At 68.5% G+C, this 17,713-nt stretch carries 20 protein-coding genes and 1 pseudogene; 9 read left to right on the forward strand and 12 right to left on the reverse strand.

From position 1 onward, the window contains the following. Window positions 1-498, forward strand: a 498-nt coding sequence (locus tag ASF98_RS21750; RefSeq protein ID WP_162242349.1) for an ABC transporter substrate-binding protein, incomplete at both ends; no start/stop codon positions are given. Between the two features lies 1 nt (window position 499). Then, window positions 500-949, forward strand: a pseudogene (locus ASF98_RS21755) (sulfonate ABC transporter substrate-binding protein); the annotation flags it as partial. Window positions 950-993: 44 nt separating this feature from the next. Here the strand turns inward: ASF98_RS21755 and ASF98_RS21760 are convergent. Next, a complete protein-coding gene (locus ASF98_RS21760) occupies window positions 994-1,989 on the reverse strand; it encodes a Gfo/Idh/MocA family oxidoreductase (protein WP_055806783.1) in 996 nt (331 codons plus the stop codon). Between the two features lies 1 nt (window position 1,990). Continuing rightward, the gene (locus tag ASF98_RS21765) at window positions 1,991-3,211 is read right to left on the reverse strand and encodes a Gfo/Idh/MocA family protein (RefSeq protein WP_055806786.1); all 1,221 of its coding nucleotides are present in this window, start codon (window positions 3,209-3,211) and stop codon (window positions 1,991-1,993) included. A gap of 106 nt (window positions 3,212-3,317) precedes the next feature. On the opposite strand from ASF98_RS21765, the gene ASF98_RS21770 reads away from it, so the two are divergent. Further along, window positions 3,318-4,343, forward strand: coding sequence for a LacI family DNA-binding transcriptional regulator (locus ASF98_RS21770; RefSeq protein ID WP_055806789.1), 1,026 nt, complete (start codon window positions 3,318-3,320; stop codon window positions 4,341-4,343). Window positions 4,344-4,373: 30 nt separating this feature from the next. Here ASF98_RS21770 and ASF98_RS21775 read toward each other — a convergent pair whose 3' ends face one another. Both ASF98_RS21775 and ASF98_RS21780 read right to left on the reverse strand, forming a co-directional pair. Next, window positions 4,374-5,720, reverse strand: a complete 1,347-nt coding sequence (locus tag ASF98_RS21775; protein WP_235506123.1) for an MFS transporter — start codon at window positions 5,718-5,720, stop codon at window positions 4,374-4,376. A 31-nt stretch (window positions 5,721-5,751) separates the two neighbouring features. Then, window positions 5,752-6,345, reverse strand: coding sequence for a class I SAM-dependent methyltransferase (locus tag ASF98_RS21780; protein ID WP_055806791.1), 594 nt, complete (start codon window positions 6,343-6,345; stop codon window positions 5,752-5,754). A 142-nt stretch (window positions 6,346-6,487) separates the two neighbouring features. Between ASF98_RS21780 and trmB the strand changes: the two genes are divergently transcribed. Both trmB and ASF98_RS21790 read left to right on the forward strand, forming a co-directional pair. Further along, a complete protein-coding gene (trmB, locus tag ASF98_RS21785; RefSeq protein ID WP_055806794.1) occupies window positions 6,488-7,456 on the forward strand; it encodes a tRNA (guanosine(46)-N7)-methyltransferase TrmB in 969 nt (322 codons plus the stop codon). 6 nt (window positions 7,457-7,462) lie between these two features. Next, entirely contained in the window at window positions 7,463-7,870 is a 408-nt protein-coding gene (locus ASF98_RS21790) for a hypothetical protein (protein ID WP_055806797.1), read from the forward strand. A gap of 23 nt (window positions 7,871-7,893) precedes the next feature. Here the strand turns inward: ASF98_RS21790 and ASF98_RS21795 are convergent, their stop codons facing one another. Then, window positions 7,894-8,340 (reverse strand): hypothetical protein, encoded by a 447-nt coding sequence (locus tag ASF98_RS21795; protein WP_055806800.1) that lies wholly within the window; start codon window positions 8,338-8,340, stop codon window positions 7,894-7,896. Window positions 8,341-8,412: 72 nt separating this feature from the next. Continuing rightward, window positions 8,413-9,990, reverse strand: coding sequence for a hypothetical protein (locus ASF98_RS21800; RefSeq protein ID WP_055806803.1), 1,578 nt, complete (start codon window positions 9,988-9,990; stop codon window positions 8,413-8,415). A gap of 238 nt (window positions 9,991-10,228) precedes the next feature. On the opposite strand from ASF98_RS21800, the gene ASF98_RS21805 reads away from it, so the two are divergent. Then, window positions 10,229-11,035: a DUF1206 domain-containing protein gene (locus ASF98_RS21805; RefSeq protein WP_235506133.1), complete on the forward strand. Its 807-nt coding sequence runs from the start codon at window positions 10,229-10,231 to the stop codon at window positions 11,033-11,035. A gap of 31 nt (window positions 11,036-11,066) precedes the next feature. Beyond that, window positions 11,067-11,546: an SRPBCC family protein gene (locus ASF98_RS21810; protein ID WP_055806807.1), complete on the forward strand. Its 480-nt coding sequence runs from the start codon at window positions 11,067-11,069 to the stop codon at window positions 11,544-11,546. Here ASF98_RS21810 and ASF98_RS21815 read toward each other — a convergent pair. From ASF98_RS21815 to ASF98_RS21825, 3 genes are read right to left on the reverse strand one after another with little or no spacing between them, the layout of a single operon-like run. Next, complete coding sequence (locus tag ASF98_RS21815) at window positions 11,543-12,715, reverse strand: pyridoxal phosphate-dependent aminotransferase (RefSeq protein WP_055806811.1); 1,173 nt, start codon at window positions 12,713-12,715, stop codon at window positions 11,543-11,545. The genes ASF98_RS21810 and ASF98_RS21815 overlap by 4 nt on opposite strands. A gap of 31 nt (window positions 12,716-12,746) precedes the next feature. Beyond that, window positions 12,747-13,457, reverse strand: coding sequence for an anti-sigma factor family protein (locus ASF98_RS21820; RefSeq protein WP_055806813.1), 711 nt, complete (start codon window positions 13,455-13,457; stop codon window positions 12,747-12,749). Then, window positions 13,454-13,954, reverse strand: coding sequence for a sigma-70 family RNA polymerase sigma factor (locus tag ASF98_RS21825; protein ID WP_055806816.1), 501 nt, complete (start codon window positions 13,952-13,954; stop codon window positions 13,454-13,456). The genes ASF98_RS21820 and ASF98_RS21825 overlap by 4 nt, the downstream gene beginning before the upstream one ends. Before the next feature lie 253 nt (window positions 13,955-14,207). Between ASF98_RS21825 and ASF98_RS21830 the strand changes: the two genes are divergently transcribed. Further along, window positions 14,208-14,765, forward strand: coding sequence for a COG4315 family predicted lipoprotein (locus ASF98_RS21830; RefSeq protein ID WP_055806819.1), 558 nt, complete (start codon window positions 14,208-14,210; stop codon window positions 14,763-14,765). An 18-nt stretch (window positions 14,766-14,783) separates the two neighbouring features. On the opposite strand, the gene ASF98_RS21835 is transcribed toward ASF98_RS21830, so the two are convergent. From ASF98_RS21835 to ASF98_RS21845, 3 genes are all read right to left on the reverse strand, one after another. Further along, on the reverse strand, window positions 14,784-15,587 hold the full coding sequence (locus ASF98_RS21835) for a hypothetical protein (protein ID WP_055806822.1): 804 nt from the start codon (window positions 15,585-15,587) through the stop codon (window positions 14,784-14,786). Beyond that, the gene (locus ASF98_RS21840) at window positions 15,580-16,137 is read right to left on the reverse strand and encodes an RNA polymerase sigma factor (protein ID WP_055806825.1); all 558 of its coding nucleotides are present in this window, start codon (window positions 16,135-16,137) and stop codon (window positions 15,580-15,582) included. The genes ASF98_RS21835 and ASF98_RS21840 overlap by 8 nt, the downstream gene beginning before the upstream one ends. 129 nt (window positions 16,138-16,266) lie before the next feature. After that, window positions 16,267-16,923, reverse strand: coding sequence for a hypothetical protein (locus ASF98_RS21845; protein ID WP_055807150.1), 657 nt, complete (start codon window positions 16,921-16,923; stop codon window positions 16,267-16,269). A gap of 188 nt (window positions 16,924-17,111) precedes the next feature. Between ASF98_RS21845 and ASF98_RS21850 the strand changes: the two genes are divergently transcribed. Next, window positions 17,112-17,705, forward strand: a complete 594-nt coding sequence (locus ASF98_RS21850) for a DUF5655 domain-containing protein (RefSeq protein WP_235506124.1) — start codon at window positions 17,112-17,114, stop codon at window positions 17,703-17,705. Window positions 17,706-17,713: the final 8 nt, after the last annotated feature.

The following is a 17,713-nucleotide window of genomic DNA, read 5'->3' on the forward strand; positions in this document are numbered from 1 at the left end:
TACATCGGCCCGAACCCGGCGATCAACTCGTTCGTGAAGAGCAAGGGCGAGTCCGTCAGCATCATCGCCGGCGCCGCTGCAGGCGGCGCGCAGCTGGTGGTGAAGCCGGAGATTGCCGCTGCGGCGGATTTGAAGGGCAAGACCCTCTCCACGCCGCAGCTGGGCGGGACCCAGGACGTGGCGCTGCGGGCCTGGCTGTCCGCCCAGGGCTACAAGACCAACACCGACGGCAGCGGCGACGTTGCCATCAACCCCACCGAGAACGCCCAGACCCTGAAGCTGTTCCAGGACGGCAAGCTCGACGGCGCGTGGCTGCCCGAGCCCTGGGCGTCCCGGCTGGTGCTGCAGGCCGGCGCCAAGGTCCTCGTGGATGAGAAGGACCTGTGGGACGGGTCGCTGACGGGCAAGCCGGGCGAGTTCCCCACCACCATCCTGATCGTGAATAAGAAGTTCGCCGCCGACCACCCGGACACCGTCAAGGCACTCCTGAAGGGCCACNTGCCGCTGTCCGGAGGATGCGGGCCAAGGTTCCCACGGGTCGCTGACGGGCAAGCCGGGCGAGTTCCCCACCACCATCCTGATCGTGAATAAGAAGTTCGCCGCCGACCACCCGGACACCGTCAAGGCACTCCTGAAGGGCCACACCGAATCCGTGGCCTGGCTCAACTCCGCTGCCGCGGACGAGAAGTCCTCCGTCATCAACGCCGCGCTAAAAGAGGCATCCGGCGCCGAGCTGAAGCCCGACGTCATCGAGCGGTCGCTGAAGAACATCGTCTTCACCGTGGACCCGCTCGCCGGAGCCTACAAGAAGCTGCTGCAGGACGGCGTGGACGCCGGCACCACCAAGCAGGCCGACATCAGCGGCATCTTCGACCTCACCGCCCTGAACAGCGTCACCGCCGAAACCGGCGGCAGCAAGGTCAGCGCCGCCGGCCTCGGCAAGGACTAACCCGGCTCGGCAAGGACTAGGCGCCACGGCCCCCGCCCTGCCGCCTAGTACTCGATCTTTTCGGTCCGTCCGCTGTGCAGAGAACGGGTGGCGGCCTCGGCAATGGCCTGGGCCTTGAGCCCGTCCTCCAGCGAGGGCGTCGGCGCCGCGCCATCATCCAGAGCGGACACGAAGTGCGCGAGGGCCGCAGCGTAGGTAGGCTTCACCAGCTCAAACCAGCCGGGATGCAGGCCGTCCTCGATGACCTGGCCTGACCGGTACCGGGACACGGCACCCGTGCGCCTGCGCTGCGTCTCGGCCATCCCCTCGGAGCCGAACACCTCGATGCGTTCGTCGTAGCCGTAGCTGGTGCGCCGGATGCTGTCGATCTGCACGAGCGCCCCGGTGGGAAGGCGGAGCGTCACCGCGGAGGTGTCGACGTCGTCGTACTCGGCAAGGCGCGGTTCCGCCAAAGCGGACCCGACGGCCGACACCTCCACGGGGTCCAGCCCCGTCAGCCAGCGGACCAGGCCAAAGAAGTGCACGGTCTGGTCCCGCATCTGGCCGCCGGATGCGGCGATGTAGGACAACGGCGGAACCGCCGGTCCGCGGCTGGAGAGCTGCAGGAGTTCGACGCCGCCCACTTCCCCGGCGTCGATGATCCGTTTGAGTTCCATGTAGTCGCGGTCAAAACGGCGGTTGAAGTCGACCATCACCGGGACACCGCGGCCGGCCGCATGGTCGGCGGTCTCGCGGGCCCGGCGCAGGTCCAAATCGATCGGCTTTTCGCACAGGACGGCCAGGCCGGCGTCGGCCGCGCGGGCCAGATGCTCCGCGTGGGTATCCGTGGAGGAAGCGATGAACACGGCATCCACGAGCCGGCGATCGAACACCTCGTGCAGGTCGCTGACGGCCTGGGTTCCGTGCGTTTCGGCCAGGGCCTTGGCCCGGTCGTGGTCGATATCGTAGATCCGGGAAAACTCGATCCCCCCATGCGCGGCGAGGTTGGCAGCATGGACGGAGCCGATGAAACCGGCCCCGAGGAGGGCGAAGCGCTGCATGTCAGATTCCTGCTTTCTGGATGGAGGCGCCGGGCTGGGCTGTTGAACCGGGCTGGGCTGTTGAACCGGGTGAGACCCAGGCGGCGTCCCGGTGGTGTGAGGCCGCCACGGCTTCGACGAATCGGACGCCGAGGAGCCCGTCGATGCCGGTGGGTATGGTCAATTCCCGTGACGGCAGCGGCGTGCCGTCACGGCGGGCGCGCAGGATGTCCGCCAGGTCGCGGTAGAAGTTGGCGAACGCCTCGAGGAACCCTTCGGGGTGGCCCAGGCCGACGCGGGTGAGGCGGGTGGCGTCCTCGGAGAGCGTGCTGAGCCCGTGGGTGAGCACCGTGGTGGCACCGTCAAGGTCCTGGATCGTGAGATGGTGCGGGTCCTCGTGCTGCCATTCGAGGCTGCCCTTGTCGCCAAACACCCTGATCCGCAGGCCGTGGTTGTGGCCGGCGGCGGCCATGCTGGCCCAGAGCCGGGCCGGCACTCCCCCGGTCAGCTCGAGCTCCACGGTGGCGTGGTCGAAGACGCGGCGGCCGGGCACCAGGGTGTTGAGCCGGCCGGAGACGCGGTCGGCGTCCAGTCCGGTGATGTAGCGCAGCAGGTGGTAGGCGTGGGTTCCGAGGTCACCCACCACGCTGGGGAACCCGGCAATGTCCGGATTGGTGCGCCAGCGTGCCTGCTTGTGGCCGTGCTCCTCGAGCGGCGTGGCCGCCCACCCGGAGGCGTGTTCGACGTCGACGAACGTCACCCGGCCCAGGTCGCCGTCGCGGACCATCCGCGCCGCGTGACGCACCATCGCGTACGCCGAGTAGCAGTGCGGGACCGCCAGGATGGCATTGTTCTCGGCGGCAAGCCGCACCAGCTCGGCAGCAGTGTCCGAGTCCCGGGTCAGCGGCTTCTCACACACCACGGAGATCCCGGCTTCAAGGAAAGCGCGGGCGATGTCGAAGTGGCTGTCGTTGGGCGTGGCCACGACCACGACGTCGGCGCCGTCCGGCCGAACGGCCTCGGCAGCTGCCATTTCCGCGTAGTCCCGGTACGAGCGGTCCTCGGCAATGCCCAGGTCTGCGGCCAGGCCGAGGGAGCCCTGACGGTCCCTGCCGAAGACGCCCGACGTCAGCTCGAACTGGTCATCCAGCCGCATCGCATAGCGGTGGGTCTTGCCGATGTCCGCCCCGGCTCCGCCTCCCACCATTCCTGCGACCAGCCGGCGTGTACGCGGTTCACTCATGACGCTTCCTTCAATTTTGGACAAATATTGGACCGGTCCATAATGGAGGTGAAACAAGCCGTTAGTCAACCCCTTATGCTGAGGTGGGACCGAGAGGAGACGCAGCATGGACAGTTCGCCCGCCGTCGGTGACCAGCCGCGCAGGCCCACCATCCGGGACGTCGCCGAGCGGGCCGGGGTCTCCAAGTCCCTTGTGTCTTTGGTGCTGGGCGGATCCTCCAGTGTGAGCCCCAGCCGCCGCCAGGCCGTGCAGGACGCCATGGCAGAACTCGACTACCGGCCCAACCAGCTTGCCCGCGGCCTCTCGAGCCCGCGCAGCGGCACCATTGGCGTGCTGCTCAATGACCTGCGCAATCCGTGGTTCGTGGAACTGCTGGAAGGGCTGAGTGCTTCACTGCATTCGGCTGGCGTCTCGCCCGTCCTTGTCGATTCGTACACGGACCACCGGGTGGGCCGGCGTTCGGTGGAAACACTGCTCGAACAACGCATCGACGGCATCGTCGTCGTCGGCACCACCACGGAAACCGCCGCCCTCGAGGCGGCTGCCAGGACCGTTCCCGTAGTCCTCGCCGGCACCCGAGAACCCCAGCTGGACCGGACCGACGTCGTTGTCAACGACGACGAAGCCGGCGCGCGCCAGGCGACCGAGCACCTCATCTCACTAGGCCACCGCCGCATCGCGCACCTGCAGGGGCCGGGCCGCATCGCCGAACTGCGGCGCGAAGGCTACGAATCCTCCATGCGAGCCGCAGGGCTTGAGCCGCTGGTGGTAGCGGGCGGCATGAGCGAGGAAAGCGGCTATGACGCCACCCAGCGGCTGCTGGCCCGCAAGGAACGCCCGACGGCGATCTTCGCGTTCAACGACATCGCCTGCATCGGAGCACTGTCCGCCGCCGACGACCGGGGACTCAGCGTCCCGGACGACCTCTCGCTGGTGGGCTACGACAACACCTACCTCGCCAAGATCCGGCACCTCTCGCTGACGTCGGTGGACAACGGCAACATCGCCGTGGGCCTGCAGGCCGGCAAGTTCATCCTGGAGCGCCGGGAACACCCGGACCTCCCGCAGCGGCTGCATCTGGTTCCCACCCAGCTCGTGGTCCGCGGGTCCACCGGGCACGCGCCGGCCTGACCGCGGAACGGGACCACCCGCCGTCGAACGTTAGCCGCCGATGTAGCGGTCCCGTCCGGCCCGGAAGCCAAACACCGCCGCGAGCGCCCCGACGACCAGGAACAGCACCCCGGCGGCGGCGAAGGAGCCGGTGACCTGGTGCAGCTGCCCCACCATCAGCGTGCCCGTGGAGCCGACGCCGTAGCCCACGCCCTGCATCATGCCGGACAGGTGGGCCGCCGTGTGGCCGTCCCGGGTCCGCAGCATGATCATGGTCAGCGCCACCGCGGTCAGGCTGCCCTGCCCGAGGCCCAGCAGGCCGGTCCACACCCAGATGAAGTCCAGCGGCCCGAAAATGCTGAGCGCGAACCCGCCGCCGGTCATGAGCGCCACCACCGTGTTGATCGCCCGCTGGTCGCGGAACCGTGCGGCCAGCGCCGGCGCGAAGAGTGAACCTAGCATCTGCAGGACGATGGAGGCGGAGACGATCAGCCCGGCCGTTCCGCCGTCCACTCCGCGTTCCCGCAGGATGGGGGCCAGCCAGGCGAACACGCTGAAGGACATCATGGCCTGCAGCACCATAAAGATGGTGACCTGCCAGGCCACCGCCGAGCGCCACACGTTCACGCCGTCGGCAACGGCCTGGTGCCGCGGGTGCCGCTGCCTGACGGCCAGCGGAAGGAACAGGAAAAGGACGACGGCGGCGGGCAGCGCCCAGAACCACAGCGCCGCCGTCCACTCCCCCGACGCGGCGAACACCGGGTAGGTGAACCCGGCGCCCAGGGCGGCCGAGGCGCAGATCGCCGTCGTGTAGAGGCCGCCCATCAGCCCGAGCCGGTGCGGGAAGTCGCGCTTCACCAGCCCCGGCAGCAGCACGTTGCACAGGGCGATCGCGGCACCGCAGGCAGCTGTTCCGGCAAGGAGGGCGGGCAGGTGGCCGGCGCCCGGCAGCTCGAACGGACGGAGCAGCAGGCCGGCAGTGAGGACGGCCATGGCTCCGAGCAGCACCCGCTCGGCACCGAAACGCCGGGCGAGGACGGGCGCCAGCGGCGCGAAAACTCCCAGCAGTGTCACCGGCACGGTGGTGAGGACCACCACTGCCCAGCCCGGCAGGCCGGCGTCGGACCGTATTTCCGGCAGCACCGCGGCGAAGCTGGAGAACACCGTCCGCAGGTTCAGCCCGATCAGCACCAGGCATACTCCAAGGAAGACCAGCCCGCGGCGGCTGCTGACGCGGGTGGGCTCGGCCGCGGGGAGCTCGTCGACTTCGGCGTCCACCAGCGTGCCGGAGGTGTCGCTCCTGGAGCGCCCTGCGGCCTCGGTGTTCGCGGGATCGCTTGCGGGATTGCTTGCGGCGGCGTTATTGGCTCGGTTCGTGGCTTCGGTCACGCGCCCCATTCTCGCAGGCAGCGGCGCGCATCCGCCGCCGCTAGGCCGTGCTGACGATCAAGTAGCGCTCGTCCGTGATCTCTTTGCCCCACAACGCCGGGTCCCCCAGCATGGTCAAGGTGGCATTCCTGCGGTGGCCGCGAACCAGCTCAAGGCAGCGTTCAGCGGATATCCCCGCACCGGTTCCCCACAGCCCTTCCACGAGGATCATGGTGCCCGAACCGCGCAGCAGCCCGATCCAGCGGGCCAAGGCCGCGTCCGGATCCGGCAGTGCCCACAGCACGTGGCGGGCAAGCACCGCGTCGAAGGAGCCCGGCGCCAGCGCCGGGGAAGAGGCGTCGCCCACCTCGAACTCCGCAGACACCCCTGCGGCCGCAGCCTTCGCCCGGGCGATGTCCACCATGTTCCCTGACAAGTCCATGCCCCGGACCCGGTGCCCGGCAGCCCCCAGCAGCAGCGAAAGACTGCCGGTCCCGCAGCCAAGGTCCGCCACGTCGCTGCCGGGTTCCGGGATCAGCGGCAGCAGCAGCGCCTCCCATGCCCCGCGGACGGAAGGGTCGGCGAGACCGTGGTCCGCTTCGTCGTCGAATGTCTCCGCCTGGTCATCCCAATAGCTGCGCACGGCATCAGTCATGCGGGACAGTCTGGCACGTCCGGCGCCGGCTCGAAAGGCGAGGAGGCACCCCCGTGCCACGGGAGTTTTTGTCCACCTATCGGGGATTGGAGCGCTCTCAGGCCCGCGTTGTCCGGACAAAAACTCAACTATTCTGGAGGGGATGAGTGAATCCCCAGAAACCCCTGAGCCTTCCGCTGCCGAGTCGCCGGACGCAGCCTCTGAAGCCCCCGGGCAGCCGCAGGCAGCCCGCCCGGTGACCCCCGGCACGCAGGCGTCATTCGGCACCTACGGCGGCCGGCCCGTCAGCTTCGTGCGCCGCGGAACCCGTTTGCAGGGCCGCCGGCAGGTGGCCTGGGAGGAGCACTCGGACCGCTGGGCGGTCGACGTCCCCCGGCACATCGCCAACACCTCCGTGCACCCGGACTACGTTTTCGACGCCGCGGCCGAGTTTGGCCGCACGGCGCCCCTGATCGTGGAGATCGGCTCCGGTCTTGGCGACGCCGTATGCCACGCGGCCGAAGAGAACCCGGACTGGGATTTCCTGGCCGTGGAGGTCTACACGCCCGGACTCGCCAACACCATGATCAAGATCAACAGCCGCGGGCTCAAAAACGTCCGCGTGGTGGAAGCCAACGCGCCGGAGGTCCTCGCCACCATGCTGCCGGCAGGCTCCGTCAGCGAGGTCTGGGTCTTCTTCCCCGACCCCTGGCACAAATCGCGCCACCACAAGCGCCGGCTCATCCAGCCCGAGTTCGCCGAGCTCGTTGCCACGGCCCTCAAGCCCGGCGGCCTGTTCCGGGTGGCCACCGACTGGTCCAACTACGCCGTCCATGTCCGCGACGTGATGGCCGGCTCCGCCGATTTCGTGAACCTGCACGACGGCGAGCGCAGGGGTCCCGAAAGCCCCCTCACCCAGGTGTGGCAGTCCGGCGTCGAGTCCCTGGTGGGCGGCGCTCCGGTCAAGGAGGGGCGCGCCCCGGTGAGCACCGAACACACCGGCCCCAACGAGGGCGTGGACGAAACCGGCGGCTGGGCGCCCCGGTTCGAGGGCCGGATCCGGACCAGCTTCGAAAACAAGGCACACGAAGCGGGCCGCCTCATCTTCGACCTGTGCTACCGGCGGTTATGATGCACCATGGCCTCCGCCCAGCCCTCCGCGGCTCAACCTGTCCCGCCGCTCCGGCCCGCTGATTCGCGCGGGCTGGCGGCCGGCATCACCAGCCTGGTCTGCGCCGTGCTGGCACCGGTCGCGGCCATGGTCGGCCTGTCAACGTTCATCATGGCGGCAGCCGAGCCACTGATGGCGAACGTCCCGCTGCCGGACACCAGCGGCTACTGGATCCTGCTCATGGTCCTGGTGGGCCTGATGGCGGGGCTGGTCCTGACCTCGGTGATTACCGGAATCGTGGCCATCAGAAGGTCGCGCCGGATGAACGCCGCAAGGATCACCGGATTACTTGGCCTCGCTTTTACTGCCTTCAACCTGGCGGGCGGCATGTGGACCTGGACCGGCCTGGCCGGGCCCTGGCCCCTCCTCGGCTAGGCGCCTGGGCGTTCAACGCGGCGTCAGCTGACCGTGATGGCGCCGACCACATCTTTGAGCAAGCCGATCCGCGGCTCGAGCTGGGGGTCGACATAGGGCCAGATCACCACCACGCCGATGAACCGGTCGTTTTCCCACACCCCCACCGTGGCGGCCGCTTTCGCGTCGCCGCGTGCGTCGTCATAACCGACGACGACGGCGTAGGCGGCTTTGCCGGGAAGGTTCAGCTCGCCCTCGGTCAGCAGGCTGCCGCCGCGCTCTTCTAGATAGTGGGCGGACATCAGGTGTGCCCAGCCGTTGGCCTCGGCCGGACCTTCAACGGAGGTGTCGTCCTTGATAACGGTGACCAGGACGTCCCCCAGCAGCCCGTACTGCTCCGTGTTGGGGCCGGCGGTGGAATCGTCCAGGACCAGGGTGTGGTCGGGGAAGTCCGCCGTGAAGCCGAGCGGAGATTCGATGTGAACTGTCATGGCTGGTGGTTGCTCCTTCAGCGGTAAGTCAGTGTTTGCAGGGCAGGCGGTGTTTGTAGGGGGCCGGCGGAATTACAGCCGGGACAGCCGGGTGTCGTTCGGGACCTTCTGGTAGGTGCTGACGTTCGTGCTGACCTGGTTTTCCGTGCTGACCTTGACCTCGCCGGCCTTGACGTCGAACCCTGCTTCGTTGGACGCCGTGACCACACTGTTCACCTGGATGGTGGCCGATCCCGCCTCGTAGAGCCTGGCGGCGTCCCGGGCGGCCGCGGCGTCGTTCCCGAGGGCCACGTTCTTCATGTAGCTGTCGATCACGGCGCTGTTTTCCGGTGTGTAGTCGATGTCGATCTTGACGGTGCCCTGCGTGCCGGCTGTCACGCTGGATTCGACGCTGCCGGCCTTCACGTCCATGCCCTCCTTGACGCCCTGCGCCACGGTACCTTCCAGGGACAGGGACACCGAACTGAGGTTGTTGTCCCGGTCCATGTTGAGCTCCAGCCCGCCCTTGCCCGAAGCCTCGAACGTCCGCCCGTCCAGGTCCAGGTTGCCCTCGGCGGAAACTTCCACGCTGCCCTTGGACGTCCCGTCGCTGAGGTTCTTTTCATAGGCCAGTTCCAGCTTCGCGGAGCCGGCGGCATCGGCGGAGTCGGCCCCGGCCTCAAAGCTCAGCGAGCCCTTTGCTTTGTCCTCGTGGCCGCTGGAACCGTTGTCCGAGGCGGCCTCATTCAGGGTGTCCAGGATGTAGTCCGGCGGGTTGCCGGCCACGTCCTTGATGTCGCCCACGCTGTCCGGCGGGAGATCCGCATACATCTGGTTCCGGGCAGCCATGGCCTCTTCGATGCTGTCGAAGGTGTACTCGCGGGCCACTTCGCCGGTGAGCGTGGCACCGGCGGACCCGGAGGCGTCGTTCACGCCCAGGCCCATGTTGCCGTACACCTTCACCGTGGCAGAGCCGTCCGCGTTTTCCACCACTTCCGTACCCACCTCGGCACCGCCGTGGACCCACAGGACGCGCGCCTCAATGGAGGCCTTGCCCGTCTCCGTGTAGACCGGGATGTCTTCCTTGGCCAGCTCCAGCAGGTGCTCCCGGGCCAGGTCCTGGGCCGATTCCGGGATCCCGCCGTCCATGGCCATGAGCGATTCGGCCAGCGGACCGTCCGGGCCCTCGCCCTCGATCAGGTACTTCTTGTCCGCAGCCGAGAGTCCGTCCCACCACTTGGCCTGTTCCTCCGGGCTGGCCCCGGCCATCGACGCCAGCTGCTCCTGGAGCTCAGTCCGGTGCTCAGCGGCCTCACGCGCAGCCTCGAGCTTTTCCTGCACCCAGTTCTTCATCTGGTCCAGCAGGCCGGACAGCCCGCCCGGCCCGGCACCGGCGCTGCCCGAGCCGGCCGCCGAGGACCGTTCCTGCTCCGCGGCGTTCTGGAGCAGGACCTTCGAGTTCTGCCGGAGGCTTGCCACCACCCGCTCGATGCTGGGGCGGTGGCTTCCGGTCCACTCCTGCCGGAAACGCTCGCCGTCGCTGCCTTTCCAGGGGGCCGCGAGGATCTGGCTCTGCAGCGAGGATGCCCTGCTGCTGAGCAATGAAGCTGCCTTATCTGCCGCCTTGGCCAAGGCGCGAAGCTGACTGACGTCAGCACCGTAAAAGGTCATGGTGTCTCCCCGGAAGAGTGATGCAGCTGCGACGGTGGCGGCTGGTCCATATCGTGCCATGTCGCACCGTGGGGTGCCATGGGCATCACTCCCCATACCTCCGCCCGCAGCAGTCCGTGCCGCCGGGCACGGAGCTGTTCCGGAGCAGCTTCCCGTGGCACGATTGGGCTTTAACACCCACGGCGGGACCTCCCCGCGGCGACGAGAACTGCACGAGGATCCGGACATCAAAAAAGAACTGAGAGAGGCCGCGGACACGGCCGAGGAAGTCACCAATTCGCGGCCGCTGGAGCTTATGGCCCGTGCCGGATTCGCCGTCAGCGGCATCCTGCACTTCCTGGTGGGCTCCATCGCCATCCGCCTGGCCATGGGCGGGCAGGGCAAGGCCGACGTCAGCGGCGCCGTGCAGGAACTGGCCAGCCAGCCGGCCGGCCCCATCCTGCTGTGGAGCAGCTTCGCCGCCTGCGTGGCCCTGGCCATCTGGCAGACCAGCGACGCGATCTTCGACTACAGCCACCTGCCGAAACGGGACAAGGTTCTCCGGAAGCTCAAAGCAGCAGGCCAGGCCGTGGTGTTTGCCGCGTTCGCCGTCACGCTTGCCTCGTTCGCGATCGGCACCGGGAAGGACAACAGCCAGTCCACCAGCGACTTCACCATCGCACTGATGAAAGCACCCGGCGGGGTTGCACTGCTGATCGCCATCGGCGCCGCGGTTGCCATCACGGGAATTGTGTACGGCATCCGCGGTATCCGGAAATCGTTCGAAAAGCACCTCCGGATGCCTCCGCCGGGCACCATGCGTACCGCCGTCACCGTCCTGGGCGTGGTGGGCTACATCGCAAAAGGCTTCGCTCTCCTGCTGGTGGGCCTGCTGATCGTCATCGCCACCGTCCAGTCGCATCCGGAGGAATCCACCGGGCTCGACGGCGGCCTGAAGGCCCTGCGGGACCAGCCGTTCGGACTGTACCTGCTGGCCGCCGTCGGAATCGGCCTGATCTGCTACGGCGTGTTCCAGATGGTGCGGGCCAAACTGGCCAGGATGTAGCCGCCAGCGTTAGCCCGGCTAGGGTGGACGCATGCCCCAGGTACGCGCCGAACGCTTCATCCGCCTCGATCCGGAGACCGCCTTTGCGTTCTCCCAGACCACCGGCGACTTCCGGCTGAAGTGGGATCCCTTCATCTCGTCGCAGGGGTGGCTGGACGGCGCCCGGGCCGCGGGCAAGGGCGTCCGCACCCGGACAGTCTCCAGGATGGGGCTGGTGATGGTGAGCGAATACGTCTCCTACGCACCGCCCCGGAACGTGGGAATGACCATGGTGTCGGGCCCGTGGTTCTTCGGCAGCTTCGGCGGCGGGTGGCGGTTCACCGCGGCCAACGGCGGCACCCGGGCGGTGTGGAAGTACACCTTTTCGTGCCGGCCGGCGTGGCTGCGCCCATTGGCGGAGAGGGTCGGCAGCTGGCTGCTGGGCCGCGAAATCGAAAAACGCATCGAAGCCTTCGCGCGCGCGTGCGAAGACCCGCAGCTCGTGCTGGAGTTCCGCGCCCTGCAGTCCTAAGGCCGCCCGCCCTCGAGGGCGGCCCGGACGCGCGCCCCGATGCCCTGCAGCCGGCCCAGGGGTTCGGTGGCATAAACCAGCCGCACGTACCGCGGCGCCACGTCCTGGCCCCACGCCGTCATGGGGGTGGCGGCAATCCGGCCCGCAGCCAGGAGCCGCCGGGACAGTTCCGGCGCCCGCATACCCAGCGCCTCGGCGTCCAGCAACAGCGACCAGCCGCCCTCAGGCACCACAACGGGCAGCCCGGCCAGCTCCTCGACCACCAGGTCCCGGCGCGACTGCCATTCCTGCACCGCAGCGGCAATCCCGTCGTCGCTGTTCGTCAGTGCCGCGAGGACACCGGCCTGGTTGAAGCCGCTGGCCACGGCAGTGTTGTAGATCGCGGCGAGGGCCACGTCTCCCATCACCTCCAGGGGGCCGGCCACCCAGCCGACGCGCCAGCCGATCATGCGGTAGTTCTTGGAGACGCCGCCCAGGGTGATGGTGTGCGGGGCCAGCTCCGGGAATGACGCCGGATGCCGGTACGGCAGTCCGTCGAACACGATCCGGTCCATCGCGGCGTCATAGATCAGCCAGCAGTCCGCATGCAGGCAAGCGTCACGTACGGCGCCCCATTCGGCGTCGTTGAGTACGTGCCCGGTGGGCATCGCCGGGCTCATCAGCAGGATGGCGCGGGTTCGGGCGGAAACCGCCGCGGCCAGCCGTGCCGGGTCGAGGCGCCAGCGCCCGCCGGAAACCATCAGCGGGACGAACACGGGCACCGCCCCTGCAAGCCGGATCCTGTTGATCATGCCCGCATAGGTGGGATCCGTGACGATCACTTCGTCGCCGTGGTCCACTGTTGCCAGGAGCACGCTCAGCATCCCCGCGAGCGCACCTCCGGTAATCACCACCTCGGAGCGCGGATCGTAGGCGAGCCCGGTCTGCTGCCGGAGCCGGTGGGCCACGGCCTGGCGGAGGGCCAGCGTGCCGGTGAAGGGGAGCCAACTGTTGGCGGCCTGGTTGCCAACTGCTTCCCGGGTGGCGATGACGGCCGACGGCGGCGGCGCGATGTCCGTGTCCAGGTTCTCCATGCGGAGCACGTCAGGATCACCACCGACGGCGGCTGCCACCTTATCGATGCCGAAAGGCTGAATCCGGGCGAACCGCCCGGTCCTGCCGCGGACCATGTGCCCAGCCTCCCACCGGGCGCAGAGTGCGTCAATGGGCGCCGGACGAGCCATCCACCATGGAAATGACGGCCACAGTCTGCTGCCCTTCGGTGCGCAGTTCCACGCTGCTGATCCGGCTGATCTGGGTGGGCGTGGCCCCGGTGATCCTGGACCGGCCCCCCGGCGTCGCGGACCAGCTGCACGCCCGGTCCTCGGTGCCGTCCTGGCCCTTGACCCACAGGGACAAGGTGCCTTGGGTGGGCAGGCTGGTGCCGGAAAACGAAACCTCGGTCCCCCATGCCTTCTTCATGAGGGCAAGCTGGACCTGGAGGCCGCCCGGGGCCTCCACCGAGTAGCTGGCATCCGGCCGGGGCGGCTGGTTGAACAGCGGAGCGGCCAGCACTCCCAGTGCCAGGCACGCGGCGGCCACCGCCCCGACAAACGCCGCCCACCGTCGTCGTGATTTCCTCCGACGGGCCGCCAGTTCGTCCAGCAGCGCGGCGGGTTCCGCCGCGGAAGCCACTGCCCCCAACACAGTGGCCTCCGGTGTTGCCGGCGCCGCGGAGGCGGGCCCGGTCAGGGCGACGGCGTCGGCAACGGGAAGGGCGTCCAGCAGTGCCGGCAGGCTGGCGAGTTCGTCGAGCTCCCGGCGGCAGTCCGCGCACCCGGCAAGGTGCTGCTCGAACCGCGACGCGTCGGCCGGCTCCAGGCCGCCCAGCAGGTAGGCCCCCAGCAGGTGGTGCAATTCCGCACTGCTCACCGCTGCACCCCCATTTCGTCGAGGATGGTCCGCAGCGCCCGCACCGCGTAGAACGCGCGGGACTTCACTGTCCCGGCCGGGATGTTCAGCTCGGCGGCCGTTTCCGCGACAGTGCAGCGGCGGTAGTGCAGTGCCACCAGGACGTCGCGGTGTTCGGTGCTCAACCGCAGCAGGGCTTCTTCCATCAGCACGCGGTTGAGCAGCTCATCAACCCGTTCGCTGGCTTCCGCCGGGTCCGCAACGTCCCGCTCCGTCGCTTCGACGGGACGGCGCTGGGCCTTGCGGTAGTTGTCGATCATGATGTTCCGGGCGGTGCGGAAAAGGTAGCTCCGCAGGCTCCCGGTGATCTCCGGAGCCTGCTGCCAGACACGGAGCACGGTCTCCTGGACCACGTCGTCAGCGAGCTGCGGATCCCGGGAGGCACTCAGCACGAAGCGCCGCAGCGCCGGGCCGTGCTCCCGGTAGATCGCCGCTACCACGTCCTCATCGAGCGGCATCCCCGCCCCTCCTGCCGTGCTGATGGTCCCCTGCATTGTGTGTGCTGCCTCGTGCTGCTTTATGCTGCCGCCGCGGGCAGGACGCCCGCCGTTCCCCCGTTACGACGCCGCCCGGCCCCAAACGGTTCACCGGCGCAAACGGTTGGCCGGCGCAGGCGGTTCACCGGGCAGCCGTTTGAACCATTCTGCGTCGTTGCACGTCGTACCGGATAGCGCCTGGCCGCACGGCCGGCACGAATCCAAGGAGCAGGATATGAAAAAGCAATGGGGCATCGGCCTGTCCGTGGTGGCGCTGGCCGCGGCCCTCACCGGCTGTGGCGGCGGCACCGGATCAACGCCCACCACTGCGGCGACGACCCCAGCGGCGAGTACGACGTCGGCCTCCGCCCCCGCGGAAAGCTCCGCCCCGGCGGAAACCTCGTCGTCCCCGGTGCCGGCAGGCGCGGCTGAACTGAAGACGGCGTCCTCGGCCGCAGGCCAGATCGTGGTGGACGCGAAAGGCATGAGCGTGTACTTCTTCACCAAGGATGTGAAGGACTCCGGCACCAGCGCCTGCACAGGCGCGTGCATTGCCGCGTGGCCGCCGGTCCTCACGGAATCGGCCGCGCCCGCTGTTGAGGGCGTGACAGGCACTGTAGGAACCATCTCCACGCCGGCAGGGAAGAATCAGGTGACCATTAACGGCCTGCCGGTGTACTACTACGTCAAGGACAAAGCCGCCGGTGACATCACCGGCCAGGGCGTCGGCAACGTCTGGTATCTCGTGAACCCGGAGGGCGGGATGGTGCAGGCGGCCGCCGGAGGGTACTAACCGCGGCTGTGGAGCGGGTTAGTACCCCGGCGACGGACTGTGGCCGGGGAGCGGCAGCTCTACCGGGGGCGCGGGCACCAACCCGGAGGGGTCGGGACTCACCGGCGAAGAAGGCAGCGGCTTCGCCGAAGGCAGCTGGCCTGATCCCGGCAATGAGCCCAGGTCCCGGGGATCGGGTTTGGGCAGGTTGAGTTCCGGGGCGTGGGACTGGCTTGGCAATGGAGAGGCCTGCACGGCCGGCGTCCCCTTGCTGGGCTGCCCGCCGGACACGGATCTGCCGTCGGCCGGAGACGGGGCCGGCGTCGCGGGGGTGGACGCGGACGAACCCGGCACCGTCCCGGCGGGATCAGTGGCAGGCTGACCGGCAGTCTTGCCGGCAGGTCCGGAGGTCATGGTCCCCACAACGAAGGTCACGGCGTGGCCGACGTTCCCCAGGGTGTGGCGGAAGTTCTCATCGGAGGCCGCAGCGGCGGCACCGCCGGCAGCCAGGGCCGCAGCAACCGTGAGGGCCGTGAGCGGCAGGCGGCGTTTGCGCCGCCGTCGGGCGGCCAGTTCGTCGATGGCCGGTTCTTCAACCGCCGGTTCCGGGACCACGGATTCGGGGACAGCCGGAGCCAGGGAGAGTGTGGCGACCGGGACAGTAGCCTGCGCGGCGGCCTGCGCCATCAGCGCTTCCACTGCGGCGGACGGCCGGGGGCTGTCCGCTGCCAGGGCACGCAGTTCCAGCAGCACCGGGCGGAGGTCCCCGGCATCGTCCATGCCGGCGTCGGCCAGCAGTTCGTCGATGATCTGCTGGTCCCGGGACGAGGAGATGTCACTCATGATGTGCCTGGCTTCCTGTTGAGGCGCGTTCCCTGAGGGCGCTGAGCGCCCTGCGATGCAACTGTTTGACTGCTCCCGGGGTCCTGCCCATGATCTCGGCGGCCTGTTCCACGGACAGGTCCGCGACCACCCGGAGGGCAAGGACTTCCTGGTGGTCCGGGCTGAGCCCTTCGAGCAGGGCTCCCGCACCGCCGCCGTTCACCTTTGCCAGCGCCAGCTCTTCGGCCGACGCCGTGCTGCGGGCGTCGAACTCGGATTCATAGGGGCTGAGTGTCGGGGTGCGCTCGTTGCGGCGGTAATGGTCCACCATCCGTGCGTGGGCGATGGAGAAGATGAGTGACTTGGCGCCCTGGAGCCCGCCGCGCAGGCCGTCAAGCTTCGGATAGAAGGCAAGGAAGACGTCCTGGGTGACCGCTTCCGGGTCATCCACTCCGCGCGCCCTCAGGTAACCCAGGACGGCGCCGGAAAACTTTCGGTAGACAAGGGTGAACAGCACGGCGGGGTCGGCCCCGTCCGTGTGCACGTATTCATCTGCCAAAGTGTCGAGCACCCTGAGGCTCCTCCATCCGCGGAGCGCGGTCACAAATTTCCGGGTTCGGAAGGCTGCGGACCGGCCCCTGTTGCACCGCGGGACTCCTGCCAAGGGAAGGAGTCCCGCGATCCACCATAGGTAACTGCGTTACGGACGGCCAGCCGAGGTGGGCAGCTCCGGGAGCTCAGTGGGGACTTCGGCGGGGATCTCCGGGGCGGCCGGAACAGCTGCCTGGGTGGGCAGTTCCGGTGCTTCCGGTACCTTCGGAGCTTCAACGTCGACTGCAGCGCCGCCGTTGCCGGAAACTTCAGCCTTGCTGTTGTCAGCCTTGGCAGTTGCGTTGGCTGCGGCCGTTACATCAGCGCAGTAGCCGTCGATGTTGGCTTCGCCTTCAGCGGCGATGGCCAGCGACTTGAAGCCGGTGGAGGATGCGTCCAGGCCGCCCTTGGTGAAGGCGGTGCACAGGCCGAAAGCGGCCGGGCCGGTGGCGTCAGGGCCGACGGCGGATGCGGATGCTTCGCCGCTGGCGTTTTCGCCGTCAACGGAGCCGGCGGCATCGGCGGAATCGGACGGCGTGGCCGAAGCGGAAGCTGAAGCGTCGGCGGTGGCGTCGGACGTGGCGGTCTCGGAGACGCCGCCTACGTGCGGAGCGGGGGCGCCGAGCAGTTCGTGGGCGCTCTGCTGGATGTCAGCAGGAAGTGCTCCGGCAAATGCGGCTGCGCCGGTGCCACCGACCGCCAGCGTGCCGGCCGCCAATGCGCTCGCGGCAATCTTGCTAGTGGCAAAAACAGTGAACAAGGACATGAAACCCTCCGAAAACATATACAACAGTGTCAGTAAACGGCCAGGTTGATCCGGCCACTCAAGCGGTGCGGACTTGGTCCGTACTCCCCTTACATCGCCCCGGGCTCCGGAAAAGTTACGCGGCCCCGCAAATTCTTTTGAGAACGCATGTCCGCCGGCCGAATCGGGACCGGCGCTAGGATCAGGGCATGGGCAAGCCGACCGATCTGAAGAACGCTGCGAAAACCTGGCAGACCATGGCGGACAGCAACCGTGCGCTGCTCCTGCGCAAGTCCGGCCACGATGCCGGCTGGTGGGCTGCGCAGGGCCGTGAGGCGGGGCTGCGGAATGATGCGGAGCTCCGCAACTGGATGCGGGACAGGCACGGCATAACCGGTTACGCGCAGTATGCCGTGTCCTGGGAGATGTTTGGTTACCCCGAATTCATGCTGCGCGACGCCGACGAACTGATCGATGCCCAGTACGCCGGCCACCCCGGACTGCGGCCGATCGCGGACGCTCTCCTGGCTTGGGCGGCCGAAACGGAGGGCGTGGAGATGCAGCTCAGGAAGGGCTACGTGTCCCTCCACTCGCCGCGGCGGAAGTTCGCCCAGGTCACGCGGGCCAACAACACCAGCGTGGACCTTACGCTCCGGCTGGACGCTCCGGCGGAGGGCCGGCTCAGCGCAGTCAAAGTGCGCGATGGCGATTTCTTTGACCGAAAGGTCCGGCTGACGTCAGCCGAGGACGTGGACGACGACGTCCTGGGCTTCCTCGCGGAAGCGCTCCACCAGAACAGCTGAGCCGGAAC

Origin of the sequence: Arthrobacter sp. Leaf337, assembly GCF_001423745.1 — a bacterium.
Taxonomy (GTDB): domain Bacteria; phylum Actinomycetota; class Actinomycetes; order Actinomycetales; family Micrococcaceae; genus Arthrobacter.

What these genes read in the sequence shown, in the direction of transcription:
- ASF98_RS21760 (WP_055806783.1), bottom strand. Translation starts at nt 1,989, where the DNA reads ATGCAGCGCTTCGCCCTCCTCGGGGCCGGTTTCATCGGCTCCGTCCAT.
- ASF98_RS21765 (WP_055806786.1), bottom strand. Translation starts at nt 3,211, where the DNA reads ATGAGTGAACCGCGTACACGCCGGCTGGTCGCAGGAATGGTGGGAGGC.
- ASF98_RS21770 (WP_055806789.1), top strand. Translation starts at nt 3,318, where the DNA reads ATGGACAGTTCGCCCGCCGTCGGTGACCAGCCGCGCAGGCCCACCATC.
- ASF98_RS21775 (WP_235506123.1), bottom strand. Translation starts at nt 5,720, where the DNA reads ATGGGGCGCGTGACCGAAGCCACGAACCGAGCCAATAACGCCGCCGCA.
- ASF98_RS21780 (WP_055806791.1), bottom strand. Translation starts at nt 6,345, where the DNA reads ATGACTGATGCCGTGCGCAGCTATTGGGATGACCAGGCGGAGACATTC.
- trmB (WP_055806794.1), top strand. Translation starts at nt 6,488, where the DNA reads ATGAGTGAATCCCCAGAAACCCCTGAGCCTTCCGCTGCCGAGTCGCCG.
- ASF98_RS21790 (WP_055806797.1), top strand. Translation starts at nt 7,463, where the DNA reads ATGGCCTCCGCCCAGCCCTCCGCGGCTCAACCTGTCCCGCCGCTCCGG.
- ASF98_RS21795 (WP_055806800.1), bottom strand. Translation starts at nt 8,340, where the DNA reads ATGACAGTTCACATCGAATCTCCGCTCGGCTTCACGGCGGACTTCCCC.
- ASF98_RS21800 (WP_055806803.1), bottom strand. Translation starts at nt 9,990, where the DNA reads ATGACCTTTTACGGTGCTGACGTCAGTCAGCTTCGCGCCTTGGCCAAG.
- ASF98_RS21810 (WP_055806807.1), top strand. Translation starts at nt 11,067, where the DNA reads ATGCCCCAGGTACGCGCCGAACGCTTCATCCGCCTCGATCCGGAGACC.
- ASF98_RS21815 (WP_055806811.1), bottom strand. Translation starts at nt 12,715, where the DNA reads ATGGTCCGCGGCAGGACCGGGCGGTTCGCCCGGATTCAGCCTTTCGGC.
- ASF98_RS21825 (WP_055806816.1), bottom strand. Translation starts at nt 13,954, where the DNA reads ATGCCGCTCGATGAGGACGTGGTAGCGGCGATCTACCGGGAGCACGGC.
- ASF98_RS21830 (WP_055806819.1), top strand. Translation starts at nt 14,208, where the DNA reads ATGAAAAAGCAATGGGGCATCGGCCTGTCCGTGGTGGCGCTGGCCGCG.
- ASF98_RS21835 (WP_055806822.1), bottom strand. Translation starts at nt 15,587, where the DNA reads ATGAGTGACATCTCCTCGTCCCGGGACCAGCAGATCATCGACGAACTG.
- ASF98_RS21845 (WP_055807150.1), bottom strand. Translation starts at nt 16,923, where the DNA reads ATGTCCTTGTTCACTGTTTTTGCCACTAGCAAGATTGCCGCGAGCGCA.
- ASF98_RS21850 (WP_235506124.1), top strand. Translation starts at nt 17,112, where the DNA reads ATGGGCAAGCCGACCGATCTGAAGAACGCTGCGAAAACCTGGCAGACC.